This window comes from Devosia honganensis, assembly GCF_042648785.1.
In the GTDB taxonomy this organism is placed as follows: Bacteria; Pseudomonadota; Alphaproteobacteria; order Rhizobiales; family Devosiaceae; genus Devosia; species Devosia honganensis.
In genome coordinates this window covers 355,147-368,427 of record NZ_JBHRYD010000001.1, presented here as the reverse complement: position 1 = coordinate 368,427, position 13,281 = coordinate 355,147, and the positions used below count along the sequence as shown (strand labels likewise).

Below are 13,281 nucleotides of genomic sequence, written 5' to 3'. Positions count from 1 at the left end.
TACTGAGAAATGGCAAGCATCGAGCTTCGCAATATCCGCAAGTCCTTCGGCATGGTCGAAGTCATCAAGGGGGTGGATCTTGAAATCCGCACCGGCGAGTTCATGGTTTTCGTCGGTCCCTCGGGCTGCGGCAAATCCACACTTTTGCGGCTGATCTCGGGCCTCGAGGACATCACCTCGGGGGAAATGCTGTTCGACGGCAAGCTGGTCAATGCGCTGGCGCCCTCCAAGCGCGGCATCGCCATGGTATTCCAGTCCTATGCGCTTTATCCGCATATGACGGTCTATGAGAACATGGCGTTCGGGATGACGCTGGAGAAGGGCCACTCCAAGGACGAGATTCGCCGGCGGGTGGAAAAGGCCGCCGACATGCTGCAGATCCGGCAATATCTAGACCGGCTGCCCAAGCAGCTTTCGGGGGGGCAACGTCAACGCGTGGCCATCGGCCGGGCCATCACCCGCGATCCGAAAGTGTTCCTGTTCGATGAGCCGCTATCCAATCTCGACGCGGCCCTGCGCGTGGCCACACGTATCGAGATCGCCAAGCTCCACGAGGGCATGCAGGACACCACCATGATCTATGTCACGCACGACCAGGTAGAGGCCATGACGCTGGCCGACCGCATCTGCGTGTTGCGCGACGGCATTATCGAGCAGGTGGGCACGCCCATGGAGCTTTACGAAAAGCCCGACAGCCTGTTCGTGGCGGGTTTCATCGGCTCGCCCAAGATGAATTTCATCACCGGGGAAAAGGCCGAGGCCTTCGGCTGCGCGACGCTGGGAATCAGGGGCGAGCACATGGTCATCAAGCCCGACGGCATCTGGGAAGGCACGGTGATCCATGAGGAGAACCTGGGCGCCGACACCTATGTCTATCTGGAGATGGGGGCGGAGGAGCCGGTGGTGGTGCGGCTCGAAGGGGCCCAGCAGCACGATAGCGGCGACACGCTGCGGGTCTCGCCGCACGAAGACAAGATTCACCGTTTCGACGGCGCGGGGAAACCCCTGCGCTGATCGCAAGATTTTGAGTTGCGGCTTGCGGGCCGCCGCTCTTTCAAGTCACCGGCTCTTTCCGCCCGGCGGGAGGGACGGCGTTGAGAGGCGGCGACCATCGATGCTGCCGAATTGGAGATATCATCATGCCTATCCGTACCCTGGTCTGGGGCGAAAACGTCCATGAAAAGAAGAATCGGACCGTTGCCGAAAACTACCCCGAGGGGATGCATAACCAGATTGCGTCCCTGCTGCGCCAGGACGCCAATATCAGCGTCAGGACCGCGACGCTGCAGGAGCCCGAACATGGCTGCACCGAAGAGGCGCTGGGCCAGACCGACGTGCTGATCTGGTGGGGCCACGCCGCCCACGACCAGGTGGACGATGCGGTGGTCAGGCGCGTCATGGAGCATGTCTGGCAGGGCATGGGGCTGATCGTGCTGCATTCGGGCCACCACTCCAAGGTGTTCAAGGGGCTGATGGGCGCGCCGGCCAATCTGCACTGGCGCGAGGCGGGCGAGCGCGAGCGCCTCTGGGTGGTCAATCCCGGCCACCCGATCGCTAAGGGTCTGCCGGCCTATTTCGAGCTCGAATACGAAGAGATGTATGGCGAGCCCTTCACCGTGCCCGAGCCGCTGGAAACAGTGTTCGTCTCCTGGTTCCAGGGCGGGGAGGTGTTCCGTTCCGGTCTCACCTATCGGCGCGGCGCCGGCAATATCTTCTATTTCCGGCCGGGCCACGAAACCTATCCCACCTATCACAACGCCAATGTCGGGCAGGTGTTGCGCAATGCGGTCAACTGGGCCTATAGCGGCGAGCGCCACGCGCAACTGATGAAGGCGCCGAACCGGCCGGTGGGCGAGGCCATCGAGAAGATCGAGGAACGCGGGCCCAAGCTCACCGCCTCGATGCATGCCGGCGAGGTCAAGGAATAGTCAGAAATATTTCCAGGATCGTCAGTGCCCGGCTCGTCCGGGCAATCCATGCCGCGGAGGGCGTGGGCGGCTCCTGTGGGCCGCCCGGGCAAGCCGGGTGATGACGATGGTTGAGAATGTGGTTCATCCCTCAAGGCTGGTGGACCGGTGAATGGTTCTAAGGGGCAGGGTGCCCAGGGAATAAAACGATGCGTATCCTCATCCTGGGTACCGGCGGTATGGCCAACCAGCATGCCAAGCATTTCGCGGCCATCGAGGGGGTGACCCTGGCCGGCGGCGTCGACGTCGATCCGGCGCGGGTCGAGACCTTCTGCGCGGCGCACAATATCGAGCGGGGCTTCGGCTCGCTCGATGCGGCGCTGGCCTGGGGCGAATTCGATGCCGTCGCCAATGTGACGCCCGACAGCGTGCACTATCCCACCACCATGGCGGCGCTGCTGGCGGGTAAGCACGTGTTCTGCGAGAAGCCGCTGGCGACCGACCATGCCCGCGCCTCGGAAATGACCGAGACGGCGGAGCGGCTGGGTCTGGTCAACATGGTGAACCTGACCTACCGCAATGTGGCGCAATTGCAGAAGGCCCGCGAGATCGTGCAGTCAGGGGAGCTGGGCACGGTCAAGCATTTCGAGGCGAGCTATCTGCAAAGCTGGCTGGTCTCGAAGGCCTGGGGCGACTGGCGCACGGAAAGCCAGTGGCTCTGGCGCCTCAGCAAGAAGCACGGCTCCAACGGGGTCCTGGGCGATATCGGCGTGCATATTCTGGATTTCGCCACCTATGGTGCGGGCAGCGATTTTTCGCGCGTCTTCTGCCGGCTCGAAACCTTCGACAAGGCGCCGGACAACCGCATCGGCGAATACGATCTGGACGCCAATGACAGTTTCGCCATGACCGCGCAACTCGAAAACGGCGCGCTGGGCGTGATCCATGCCTCGCGCTGGGCAACAGGCCATTTCAATGAATTGCGCCTGCGCGTCTATGGCGACAAGGGGGCGCTGGAAGTGCAGCACCGGCATGACTGGTCCAAGCTGTTCACCTGCCTGGGCTCGGATATCGAAACCGGTGTCTGGACGGAAACGGACGTTCCGCCCGTGGCGACCAATTACCAGCGTTTCGTCGAGGCCTGCCGGTCCGGCTACACTCTGGAGCCCAGCTTCCGCCACGCCACCAATATCCAGAAGGTGCTGGACCTGGGCACGGTCACCGACCGGGACCGGATGGAACATCAGGTCTGAGGCTTTTCCGTAGGCCTTGCAACCGGATGAGGCGTTCGGGATTTACTCTTGCGACAGAACACGGAGCGTCAGCATGTCCATCCTCTGGGCCATCATCATCGGATTTCTCGCCGGACTTATCGCCAAGTGGATCACGCCGGGGGACAACAAGCCCTCCGGCTTCATCCTGACCACGGTGCTGGGCATTGTCGGCTCGGTGCTGGCGACCTGGCTGGGTCAGCAGATCGGCTGGTATGCGCCGGGTGACGGAGCGGGCTTTATCGCCTCCATCGTCGGCGCCGTCATCATCCTGCTGATCTGGGGGCAGCTGGCGCGGCGCGCTTAGCAAGTCTTTCGGTTCAGGACAAAAAAAGGGCGCCCGACGGGCGCCCTTCGCGTCTGGCATGACCGGGATCACTTGATCTCGGTGATGCGGCCATCGGTATAAGGAGTGTAGGTGCCGCCCTGCTTGGCGATGTAGTCGGCGACCACTTCCTCGAGCGGGGGACCGAAGTCATAGGGGTTGTCGCCTTCGGCAAAGGTGCCATAGCCGTCGCCGCCGCCACGCACATAATTATTGGTGACGATGGTGTAGGTGGCATCCTCATCGATGGGCACCCAGCTATCGCCCTCGCCCTTGACCAGCACGTCGCTGACGCGGCTTCCCGCAGGCTCGGCCAGGTTGAAGCTGTATTTGAGGCCGGCGACCTGGGCGAAGCGGCCGGCGCCGTTCTCGACATCGCTGACGCCGTTTTCGAGCGCGTCGATGACATCGGCACCGCTGATCTGCACGGTGGCGAGCGTGTTGGAGAACGGTAGCACGGTCAGCACGTCACCAATGGTGATTTCGCCCGCATCGATGGAGGCGCGGATGCCGCCGCCATTCTGGAAGGCGATGGAGGCGCCCTGGTCGGCCACGCGGTCGAGAATGGCATCGGCGAGCAGATTGCCCATGGAGCATTCCATGGCGCGGCAGATTTCGCGCGAGCCTTCGAGCTTTTCGGTGGCGGTGCCGATGACGGTGCCGGTCAGTTCTTCGATCGGGCCGAGCAATTCGGCGAGCTGGCCCTTGAAGTCCTCGTTGGCCTCGACCGAAGCATCGATCAGGAAGGGCTCGCCTTCCGCCTTGATGACATTGCCCTCATCGTCCCAGGTGATGGCGATGTCGCCCAGATATTTGCCGTATTGATTGGCCTGGACCACGGGAACTTCCACGCCTTCGGGATTGGTGACCATGGTGGGATAGGGGCCTGCGGCGCCTTCGGCGGTATTGGACAGCAGGGTGTGGCTGTGGCCGCCCACGATCACGTCGACCAGGGGCAGGGCGGCGGCGACCTGCATATCCTCATTATAGCCGATATGGCTCAATAGGATGATCTTGTTGATGCCGGCCGCGTCGAGCGCCTCGGAAGCGCCGCGCACATATTGGATGACGTCGTAGAACTCCACATCTCCCGGCGAGGCGATTTCGGGCGTATCCTCGGTGGTCGCCCCGATAATGCCGATCTTTTCCCCGCCGATCTCGACGACGATGGAGCCCTTGATCTTGCCGCGCAGGCTTTCATCGCGGGTCACGTCGAAATTGCCGCCGATGATCGGGAATTGCGCCGCCTCGATGAAGCGCATGAATTCTTCGGGGCCGTCGTCGAATTCATGGTTGCCGGTGGCGACCACGTCGAAGCCCATCTGGTTGAAGAAGTCGGACACCACCTTGGACTTGTAGGTGGTGTAATAGAGCGAGCCCTGGAAATTGTCGCCGGCCGAAAGCAGGATGGAATTGCCGTCGGCATATTTATCGCGGGTGTCGTCAATGATGGTCTTGAGGCGGGCGATGCCGCCGAAGCATTCGCCGGCGGCGTCGGTCTCGGGATCGCAATTGGAATCGGAGCCGGTGATCGGATCGAAGCGCGAATGGAAATCGTTGATGTGCAGGATGTTCAGCGTGAAATCGGCATAGGCCGCGCTGGAAAACCCGGCGCAGAGGGTGAGGGCGGTGGCGCCCAGCAGCAGTTTCTTCATCCCTGTTGTCCCTTGTTGCTCTTTACATTCGACGTTACCGGCACCGGGACGATCCCGGCCTGTCCCTCTCGGGCTCCGACCGCGTCAAGGACAGTTAATCAGCAATTTGTAACAGGAGAAAGTGGACCATCGGGTCAAATCCGACCGGGGGCAAGAATCCGTTCACCATGCCGGGCGGCGGAACCGACTGGGCCGGGCTTCGTAACCCGGGGGCAAGACCTTCAGCCCGATGATCGCGATCCATGTTCCGATCCGAGCCCTGTGATGAGCGCCGCCCTTGAGAGCCTGATGCGTGTGCCGCCTTCCCTTGCCGACAGCGAGGCGAATGCCCGTGGGTTGGGGGCGTTCCTGCTCGTTGGCGCCGCCGCCGCGCTGGGTTTCGTTGCCACGAGCAGTCTTGCGGTCATGCTGCTGCCCCATGTCGAAAGCTGGGTGGTGAGCGCCGTATGCTATGCGGCATTCATCGCCCCGGTCTATCTTTTGCATCGCCGCTTCAGTTTCCGCTCGCGGGCGGCGCATGGCCAGGCGCTGCCGCGCTATGTGGCGGTGCAGGGGATGGCGCTGGCGTTAGCCGCCCTCTTCTCCTACCTGTTCCATGGTGTGCTCGGGCTGCCCGGCCTGCCGGCGGCGCTGCTGGTGATCGCGCTGACCTCGGGGGCCAGCTACATGGTGCTCAAGGGCTGGGCGTTCGCCACGAGCCGGCACGAGCGGGTTTTGCCGGCATGATCGGCAGCGCCGCCAAGCGGGCTCTCAACGCGATCCACGGCGGGCTGATCTTCCGGCGGCGGGTCGAGGTGCTGGCCCAGCTATTGGCGGACATGCTTCCCGCAGGCCCCGGCCGCGTGCTCGATCTGGGCTGCGGTGATGGGCAGGTTGCCCTGGCGCTGATGCGACGGCGTCCGGAATTGGAGGTGGAGGGCACTGACGTGCTGGTGCGACCGACAACCCATATCAAGGTGACGCGCTATGACGGGACGGTGCTGCCCTTTGCGGAGAATAGCTTCGATCATGTCACCATGGTCGATGTGCTGCACCATACGGACGATCCGGCCGCCGTGCTGGCCGAGGCGGCGCGGGTGGCGCGAAGCAGCGTGCTGGTGAAGGACCATCTGCGCCGGGGCTGGCTGGATGGGCCGACCCTGCGGCTCATGGATTGGGTGGGCAATCGCGGCCATGATGTGCGCCTGCCCTATAATTATCTCGACGCGGCCGGATGGAGCGGGGCCTTTGCCCGGGCCGGGCTGGCCGAGGCGAAAAGGTCGGACCGGCTGGGGCTTTATCCCCCGCCGCTCGACTGGCTGTTCGGGCGGCGGCTGCATTTCATCAGCCGGCTCAGAGGCGCCGATCTGCGCTGATGGGCTTACAATACCGTTCCTGTGGGGTATTCTCCGCGCCGTTTGATTTGCGGGGAAATGCTCATGCGTAGTGCTTTGATCGTCTATGGCGGATGGGAAGGACACGATCCCGAAGAATGTGCCGCCATCTATCGCCGCTGGCTGCATGAGGATGGTTTTTCGGTGCGTACCGCCACTGAGACCAGCGCTTTCGCCGATCCTTCCATCCATGACCTATCGGTGATCGTCCCTATCTTCACCATGAGCAAGATCGCCAAGGAGGAGGTGGAGAACCTCACCAAGGCGGTGGAGAATGGCGTGGGTCTGGCTGGGCATCATGGCGGCATGAGCGACGCCTTCCGCGACTCGGTGGAATATCAGTTCATGGTGGGCGGCCAATGGGTGGCCCATCCGGGCAACATCATCGACTACACCGTCGAGGTGGCCAAGCCCGACGATCCGATCATGGCCGGCATCAAGCCGTCCTTCCCCTATACGTCTGAGCAATATTACATGCATGTCGACCCCTCCAACGAGGTGTTGGCGACCACTACGTTTTCGGGCGAACATGCGCCCTGGATCGAGGGCGTGGTGATGCCGGTGGTGTGGAAGCGCCATCACGGCAAGGGCCGGGTTTTCCACATGACGCTGGGCCACCGCGCCAAGGAATTCGACAATTCCAGCATGGCGACCATCATGCGCCGCGGTCTCAACTGGGCGGCGCGGGACGAATAGGTGCCGGCCCTGCCGCTCCGCGTCGCCTTAAGGTGAGTTGAAACCATCGGCGATTGGGCATCCAATGGCCCCGGGAGGTTTCAGGATGGGCCAGGAGGCGGAGAAGGCATTGCCGGCGGCACGCGGGCCGCTGATCTATCGGCAATCGGTATGGACGCGGCTGACCCATTGGGTCTGGACGATTTCGCTGTTTTTCCTCCTGCTTTCGGGCCTGCAGATTTTCAACGCCCATCCTGCCCTTTATATCGGGATGGAGTCCGGCTTCGACTACGACAATGCCGTCCTGCGCATCGGTGCGGTGAATACGGCCGAAGGGCCGCGCGGACGCACGACGCTGCTTGGGCGCAGCTTCGACACGACCGGCGTCCTGGGCATGAGCGGGCCGGCGGCCAACCCCAGTTTCACGGCCTTTCCCGGTGCCCTCACCATTCCCTCGTTCCGGGATCTGGCGACGGGACGGGTGGTGCATTTCTTCTTCGGCTGGGTCTTCGTCGGGACGCTGTTCGCCTGGTTTCTCGCCAGCCTCGTCAATGGCCATCTGCGCCGCGACATCGTCCCGAGGGGGACGGATTTGCGGGCTTTGCCGGGGGATTTTGTCGACCATGCGCGCCTGCGCCTGCATCGCGGACGGCGCTATGGCCCGCTGCAGAAGCTGAGCTATTTCATCGTGTTCTTCGTTCTGTTTCCACTGATCGTGCTGACCGGGCTGACCATGAGCCCGGGCATGGATGCGGCCTGGCCCTGGCTCCTCGACCTGTTCGGCGGCCGGCAGACGGCCCGCACTATCCATTTCATCGTCATGCTGGCTTTGGTGCTGTTCTTCCTCGTCCATATCGCCATGACGGTGCTGGCCGGCCCGCTCAACCTGCTCCGGTCGATGACGACCGGGTGGTATCGCGCCGGCGCGGCAACGCCGGCCGAGCCGGGAGACAGGCCATGAGTCGCCTGATCGTCAACCGGCGCCGGTTTCTTCTCGGCTCGGCTGCGGCCGGGTCGGGCCTGGTGCTGTCGGGATGCGAGCCGTTCGATTTTCTCGGGCAGCGCGGACACCCGGTCCGTCGCGCCATGGAGCAGGCCAATGTACTGACCTACCGGGCGCAGCGGGCGCTGATCGGCGAGCAGGCGCTGGCGCGCGAATATGGAGAAAGCGAAATCCGCCAGGGCATGCGGCCCAACGGCTCGGTCGAGCCCACGACGCCTGAATATACGCTGTTGCGCAATGCCGGCTTTGCTCCCTATCGGCTGACCATAAAGGGCATGGTGGAGCGGCGGCTGAGCTTTTCGCTGGCCGAGCTGCGCAATATGCCGGCCCGGACGCAAATCACCCGTCACGATTGCGTCGAGGGCTGGAGCTGCATCGCCAAATGGACCGGAACGCGCCTGGGGCCGCTCTTGGACGAGGCGGGGGTGAAGCCGGGCGCGCGCTATTGCGTCTATCACTGCTTCGACAATATCCAGCGCACCGCCAGCGGCGACATTCTCTATTATACCAGTTCCGATCTGATCGACGCCTATCATCCGCAGACGATCCTGAGCTACGGCCTCAACGACCAGGTGCTGCCGGTGAGCAACGGGGCGCCGATCCGGCTGCGCATCGAGCGGACGCTGGGCTACAAGCAGCCAAAATATCTCCATACGATCGAAGTGGTGGACGATCTCTCTCCCTTCGGCCGCGGCAAGGGCGGCTATTGGGAGGACAATGGCTATGACTGGTATGGCGGTATCTAGCGCCGTGCCGTGGCGGTATCGCCGTGTTGGCGCAGGGCTCCCATGCACGCGTGCGAAAGCGACGGCCTTGTGTTTTCCGCCGCTTTCCCCCATATCGGACAGGTCGCGGCCCGATGGCCGCCGATGGACTTCTCTTCTTGCTTTGCGGTGAGCGGCGAAGTCGACCCGGAAGCCGCCTCGCGCTCCGGGTTTGAGCCTGCACCCGCGCGATATTCCCTGTCGCCCGATTGCGTTTATTGTACCGGCGCCCGCCGCTGCGGCGAGGCGCTTCGCGCGGATTCGCGCAATATGAAAGATTTCTATTTGACCGACTTCATTTCGCTCGGCCTGCCCGCCCCGATTACCGACAGCCTGTCGGCGGGCGGTTTCACCGAGCCCACGAAAATCCAGACCCAGGCGATCCCGCGGCTTCTCGAAGGCCGGGACATGATGGGCATCGCCCAGACCGGATCGGGCAAGACGGCGGCGTTCGGCCTGCCGATCCTGGCCGGCATTATGGGCCTCACCGGCCGGCCGCGGCCCATGACCACCCGCGCCCTGATCCTGGCGCCGACGCGCGAACTCGCCGTACAGATCGACGAGAATATCCGCAAATTCGCCGGTTCCGGGATGAAGCTCGATACCGTGCTCGTCCTGGGCGGGGTATCGCGCTACCATCAGGTGCAGAAGATCGCGCGCGGCGTCGATGTGGTGGTGGCGACCCCCGGCCGCCTCAAGGACCTGCTCGACGATAACAAGATCCGGCTCAACGAGACCCGTTGGCTGGTGCTCGACGAAGCCGACCGCATGCTCGACATGGGCTTTATCGCCCCGGTGCGGGCCATCGCCAAGGCCATCGGCCTGCGGCGCCAGACCATGCTGTTCTCGGCCACCATGGCGGCCGAGGTCGAGGATCTGGCGCGGACGCTGCTCAAGGACCCGGTCAAGGTCGAGGCTGCGCCGCAGGGCTCCACCGTGGTCAAGATCGATCAGCGGGTGATCCTGTCCGGTTCCAAGGCCAAGCGCGGCGTGCTCAACGACCTGCTCGGCGACGAGCAGGAAGGCATGGACCGCGTCATCGTCTTCGCGCGCACCAAGCATGGTGCCGACAGGGTGGCCAAGAACCTCGCCATCGATGGGCACGAGGCCGCCGCCATTCATGGCAATAAGAGCCAGAACGCCCGGCAGGCGGCGCTCAAGGGGTTCGCCAGCGGGCAGGTGCGCATTCTCGTCGCCACCGATATCGCGGCGCGCGGCATCGACGTGCAGGGGATCACCCACGTGGTCAATTACGAACTGCCCGACGATCCGGAAAATTACGTGCACCGCATCGGCCGCACCGGACGCAATGGCGCCTCGGGTATCGCGATCACGTTGTGCGACGGCACCGAGCGGGGCAAGCTGCGCGACGTGGAGCGGCTGATCCGCCGCACGCTGCCGGTTTCGGGCGATCTCGACCTGGTCGAGGAAGCGGCGGCCGCGCCCTCGCGCAACCGGGCCGGCCGCCCCGGCCCGCGCCAGGCACGCAATCCCAAGGCGGCCGGCGTACGCCGCCCCCAGGCCAATGCGCGGCCAGCCGCCGAGGCCGGCAGCAAGGACGAGGCCCGGTCCGCCCGCCCGCAAGGTGCCAAGCCGGCCGCCGCCAAGAAACCGCGCTGGACCCGTGCCAAGCGGGAAGCCGCCAGGTCCCGCCGTACCGTGGTCAATGCCTGATTGAAAAGGGCGCTCTTGGGAGCGCCCTTTGTAATTTGTCGGCCGGCATCGGCGGTGCCCTCACGCGACCGAGGCGAGATAGAGGATGTCCCGCGTGGCGCTGGCTTTCCTGGTGGTGCCGGGGGCGAGGCGGTCGAGGAAGCTGATGGCCCAGTCGTCGACATTGTGCGCGCGCGCCGCTTCCATCAGCGCCTGCCAGCGCTGGCGGCGTTCCTCGAGCGGCATGTCGAGCGCCATGCGCAGCGCCTCGGCCGTTTCATCCGTGTCGAAGGGATTGACCAGCAGCGCCTCGGGAAAGATCTCGGCGGCGCCGGCAAAGCGCGACAGGATCAGAACGCCCGGATCGTCGGGGTTCTGGGCGCCGATGAATTCATGGGCGACCAGGTTCATGCCGTCCCGCAGGGGCGTGACGAGGCCGACACGGGCCAGCCGGTAGAGGCCGGCGAGGCTGGGCTGGCCATAGGCGCGTTTCACATAGGTGAGCGGCTGCCAGTCGGGTTCGGCGAAATGGCCCATGACGCGCCCGCACATGGCGTCGAGCGTGTCGCTGGTCTCCTGATATTCCCGGATGGTGTCGCGCGAGGGCGGCGCCACCTGCAGCAGGTGCACATTGCGGCGCAGGCGCGCATTGTTGGCGAGGAGCTTCTCATAGGCCTCGACGCGCTGGGGCAGGCCCTTGGAATAATCCAGCCGATCGACGCCCAGGATCAGCCTCTGCTCGCCGATGGCACGCTTCATGCGGTGGATCATCCTGGTGGCGGCGGGGCTGACCGCCAGGCGCGCGAAGGCGTCGGGATCGGAGCCGATGGGGAAGGCGTCGATTTCGGTGCGGCTGAAATCGATGGCGTCGACCTGCCCGCCAAAGGTGGAGGGTTCCTGATGCTCGGCGAACTCGGTGAAGGCGGCGACGTCGCGCCGCGCCTGCATGCCCACCAGGTCGTAGCGGGAAAGGTCCCGCATCAGGTCGGCATGGTGAGGGATGGCGTAGAGCGCATCGGGTGTCGGGAAGGGGATATGCAGATAAAAGCCGATGCGGTTGCGCACGCCGAGCCGGCGCAGTTCCGAGGCGAGCGGGATCAGGTGATAATCGTGCACCCAGATGAGGTCGTCCGGCTTGAGGAGAGGCAGCAGGGCCTGGGCGAATTGCTGGTTCACCCGGCGGTAGCCCTCGTACCAATGGCTTTCCATGGTCGCCAGATCGAGCCGCAGGTGGAAGCTGGGCCAGAGGATGGAGTTGGAAAAGCCGGCGTAATAGGCGTGGTGATCCTCACGGGTGAGGTCGATCTGCGCGATCCTGAGCCCTTCCACCTCTTCGAAGCGCGCTTCCTTGGCCGGCTGGTCGGTCAGCTTGCCCGACCAGCCGAACCAAAAGCCCTCGCGCTCCCCCAGCACCTTGCGCAAGGCGACGGCCAGGCCGCCGGCGGCGGGTCCCTTGCCGGGGGTGCGATTGGAGATGTTGACGATGCGGCTCATGTGGTTCGGGCTCCCTGATCGGTTGAAAGGCAATGGCGGCCAGCGGCCGGCGTCAGTGCGGCACATCCTCCGGCGCGTCGGAGTGGCCGCCGGCGGAGATATCGGCGAGGCCCTGCAGCAGGGCATAGACCGAGGCGATGTCGGCGATGCGCATCCTGGCGGCGGTCGTGCCGGGGCCAAGTTTGATGCCGATGCCGCCCAGCTCCTGCGCGGCGCGGAAGGCGTCCTCGTCGGTGCGGTCGTCGCCGATAAAGACCGGTACGCGCCCGGCGAACGGCTCTTCCTGCATGAAGGCGCGCAACGCCGTGCCTTTGTCGAGCCCGGCGGGGCGGGCTTCATAGACCATCTTGCCGGGAATGAGGGTGAAGCCGGGATGCTCGAGCAGGGCTTCCTCCAGGGCGCGGCGGCAGGTTTCCTCCAATTCGGGCGCACGGCGGTAATGTAGCGCGACGGATCCGTCCTTGGGCTCGACGATCAGCTCGGGATGAGCCTGGACCAGCGGCTCGAGCGCCAGCGCGATGGCGTCGGAGGCGGTGCTGACGGATTGATCGAGGGTGTCGAAGCTCCCATCGGCGCGCCGGCGCTGCGCGCCGTGAACCCCCGCCACCGGCAATTGCAGCGGCGACAGGTAGCGGTCGATATCGGCAATGTCCCGGCCGGTGATGACCGCGAAAGCGTGATCGAACTGCGACAGGGCGCGGCCGAGCCGGTCGGTCACTTCGGCCGGGACTTCCACTCCATCGGGCGTTTCGGCGATTTCCACCAGCGTACCGTCGAAATCGGTAAAAACCGCCAGCAAGGGCGGCGTTCCGCCCGGTCGGGCGTTCGGTTCGAGCATAACTACCCCTAAAATTGTGTGCCCAGAATGAACGCCCAGGAACCGCAAAGGTTCGGCGCTCATGGCTGCCATGCGCCAAGGGGGGTAGGTGAATGGGCCGACAGTGAGGCATTGCTCCAAAAAACCGGGCCGGAAAGGCAGGAAAAGAGCGATGCAGATCGAAAAAACCGTGGGATCGGAGCGTCCGGGCATCGTCCTGCGTGTCGTTGCGGCCGTTCTGTTTGCTCTGGCGCTGAGCGTTCTGAGCTTCGCCGCCTCCTTCGCGGAAGCCCCGCGCAGCGAATATGTGCCCATGGCGCTGGCGGATTAAGGCCGATCGGTAG

At 64.4% G+C, this 13,281-nt stretch carries 14 protein-coding genes; 11 read left to right on the top strand and 3 right to left on the bottom strand.

From position 1 onward, the window contains the following. Positions 1–9: 9 nt before the first annotated feature. From ACFOOL_RS01815 to ACFOOL_RS01800, 4 genes are all read left to right on the top strand, one after another. The gene (locus ACFOOL_RS01815) at positions 10–1,014 is read left to right on the top strand and encodes an ABC transporter ATP-binding protein (protein ID WP_380094340.1); all 1,005 of its coding nucleotides are present in this window, start codon (positions 10–12) and stop codon (positions 1,012–1,014) included. Positions 1,015–1,139: 125 nt separating this feature from the next. After that, a complete protein-coding gene (locus ACFOOL_RS01810) occupies positions 1,140–1,928 on the top strand; it encodes a ThuA domain-containing protein (protein WP_380094338.1) in 789 nt (262 codons plus the stop codon). Positions 1,929–2,116: 188 nt separating this feature from the next. Beyond that, positions 2,117–3,160 carry a Gfo/Idh/MocA family protein gene (locus ACFOOL_RS01805; protein WP_380094336.1) on the top strand — a complete coding sequence of 348 codons (1,044 nt, stop codon included), beginning with the start codon at positions 2,117–2,119 and terminating at the stop codon, positions 3,158–3,160. 73 nt (positions 3,161–3,233) lie between these two features. Then, the gene (locus ACFOOL_RS01800) at positions 3,234–3,485 is read left to right on the top strand and encodes a GlsB/YeaQ/YmgE family stress response membrane protein (RefSeq protein WP_380094334.1); all 252 of its coding nucleotides are present in this window, start codon (positions 3,234–3,236) and stop codon (positions 3,483–3,485) included. 68 nt (positions 3,486–3,553) lie between these two features. Here ACFOOL_RS01800 and ACFOOL_RS01795 read toward each other — a convergent pair whose 3' ends face one another. Next, complete coding sequence (locus ACFOOL_RS01795) at positions 3,554–5,158, bottom strand: bifunctional metallophosphatase/5'-nucleotidase (protein WP_380094332.1); 1,605 nt, start codon at positions 5,156–5,158, stop codon at positions 3,554–3,556. A 264-nt stretch (positions 5,159–5,422) separates the two neighbouring features. On the opposite strand from ACFOOL_RS01795, the gene ACFOOL_RS01790 reads away from it, so the two are divergent. From ACFOOL_RS01790 to ACFOOL_RS01765, 6 genes are all read left to right on the top strand, one after another. After that, complete coding sequence (locus ACFOOL_RS01790; RefSeq protein WP_380094330.1) at positions 5,423–5,884, top strand: GtrA family protein; 462 nt, start codon at positions 5,423–5,425, stop codon at positions 5,882–5,884. After that, the gene (locus ACFOOL_RS01785) at positions 5,881–6,513 is read left to right on the top strand and encodes a class I SAM-dependent methyltransferase (RefSeq protein WP_380094329.1); all 633 of its coding nucleotides are present in this window, start codon (positions 5,881–5,883) and stop codon (positions 6,511–6,513) included. The genes ACFOOL_RS01790 and ACFOOL_RS01785 overlap by 4 nt, the downstream gene beginning before the upstream one ends. Before the next feature lie 63 nt (positions 6,514–6,576). After that, positions 6,577–7,227 (top strand): ThuA domain-containing protein, encoded by a 651-nt coding sequence (locus tag ACFOOL_RS01780; protein WP_380094327.1) that lies wholly within the window; start codon positions 6,577–6,579, stop codon positions 7,225–7,227. Between the two features lie 85 nt (positions 7,228–7,312). Next, the gene (locus ACFOOL_RS01775) at positions 7,313–8,167 is read left to right on the top strand and encodes a cytochrome b/b6 domain-containing protein (RefSeq protein WP_380094324.1); all 855 of its coding nucleotides are present in this window, start codon (positions 7,313–7,315) and stop codon (positions 8,165–8,167) included. Next, on the top strand, positions 8,164–8,955 hold the full coding sequence (locus tag ACFOOL_RS01770) for a molybdopterin-dependent oxidoreductase (RefSeq protein WP_380094322.1): 792 nt from the start codon (positions 8,164–8,166) through the stop codon (positions 8,953–8,955). The genes ACFOOL_RS01775 and ACFOOL_RS01770 overlap by 4 nt, the downstream gene beginning before the upstream one ends. Before the next feature lie 42 nt (positions 8,956–8,997). Continuing rightward, positions 8,998–10,647, top strand: coding sequence for a DEAD/DEAH box helicase (locus tag ACFOOL_RS01765; protein WP_380094320.1), 1,650 nt, complete (start codon positions 8,998–9,000; stop codon positions 10,645–10,647). Between the two features lie 60 nt (positions 10,648–10,707). On the opposite strand, the gene ACFOOL_RS01760 is transcribed toward ACFOOL_RS01765, so the two are convergent. Beyond that, entirely contained in the window at positions 10,708–12,120 is a 1,413-nt protein-coding gene (locus tag ACFOOL_RS01760; protein ID WP_380094318.1) for an alpha,alpha-trehalose-phosphate synthase (UDP-forming), read from the bottom strand. Positions 12,121–12,172: 52 nt separating this feature from the next. Next, a complete protein-coding gene (gene otsB, locus ACFOOL_RS01755) occupies positions 12,173–12,958 on the bottom strand; it encodes a trehalose-phosphatase (protein ID WP_380094317.1) in 786 nt (261 codons plus the stop codon). A gap of 151 nt (positions 12,959–13,109) precedes the next feature. Here otsB and ACFOOL_RS01750 point away from each other — a divergent pair, with 151 nt between their 5' ends. Continuing rightward, complete coding sequence (locus ACFOOL_RS01750) at positions 13,110–13,268, top strand: hypothetical protein (RefSeq protein ID WP_380094315.1); 159 nt, start codon at positions 13,110–13,112, stop codon at positions 13,266–13,268. Positions 13,269–13,281 lie beyond the last annotated feature (13 nt).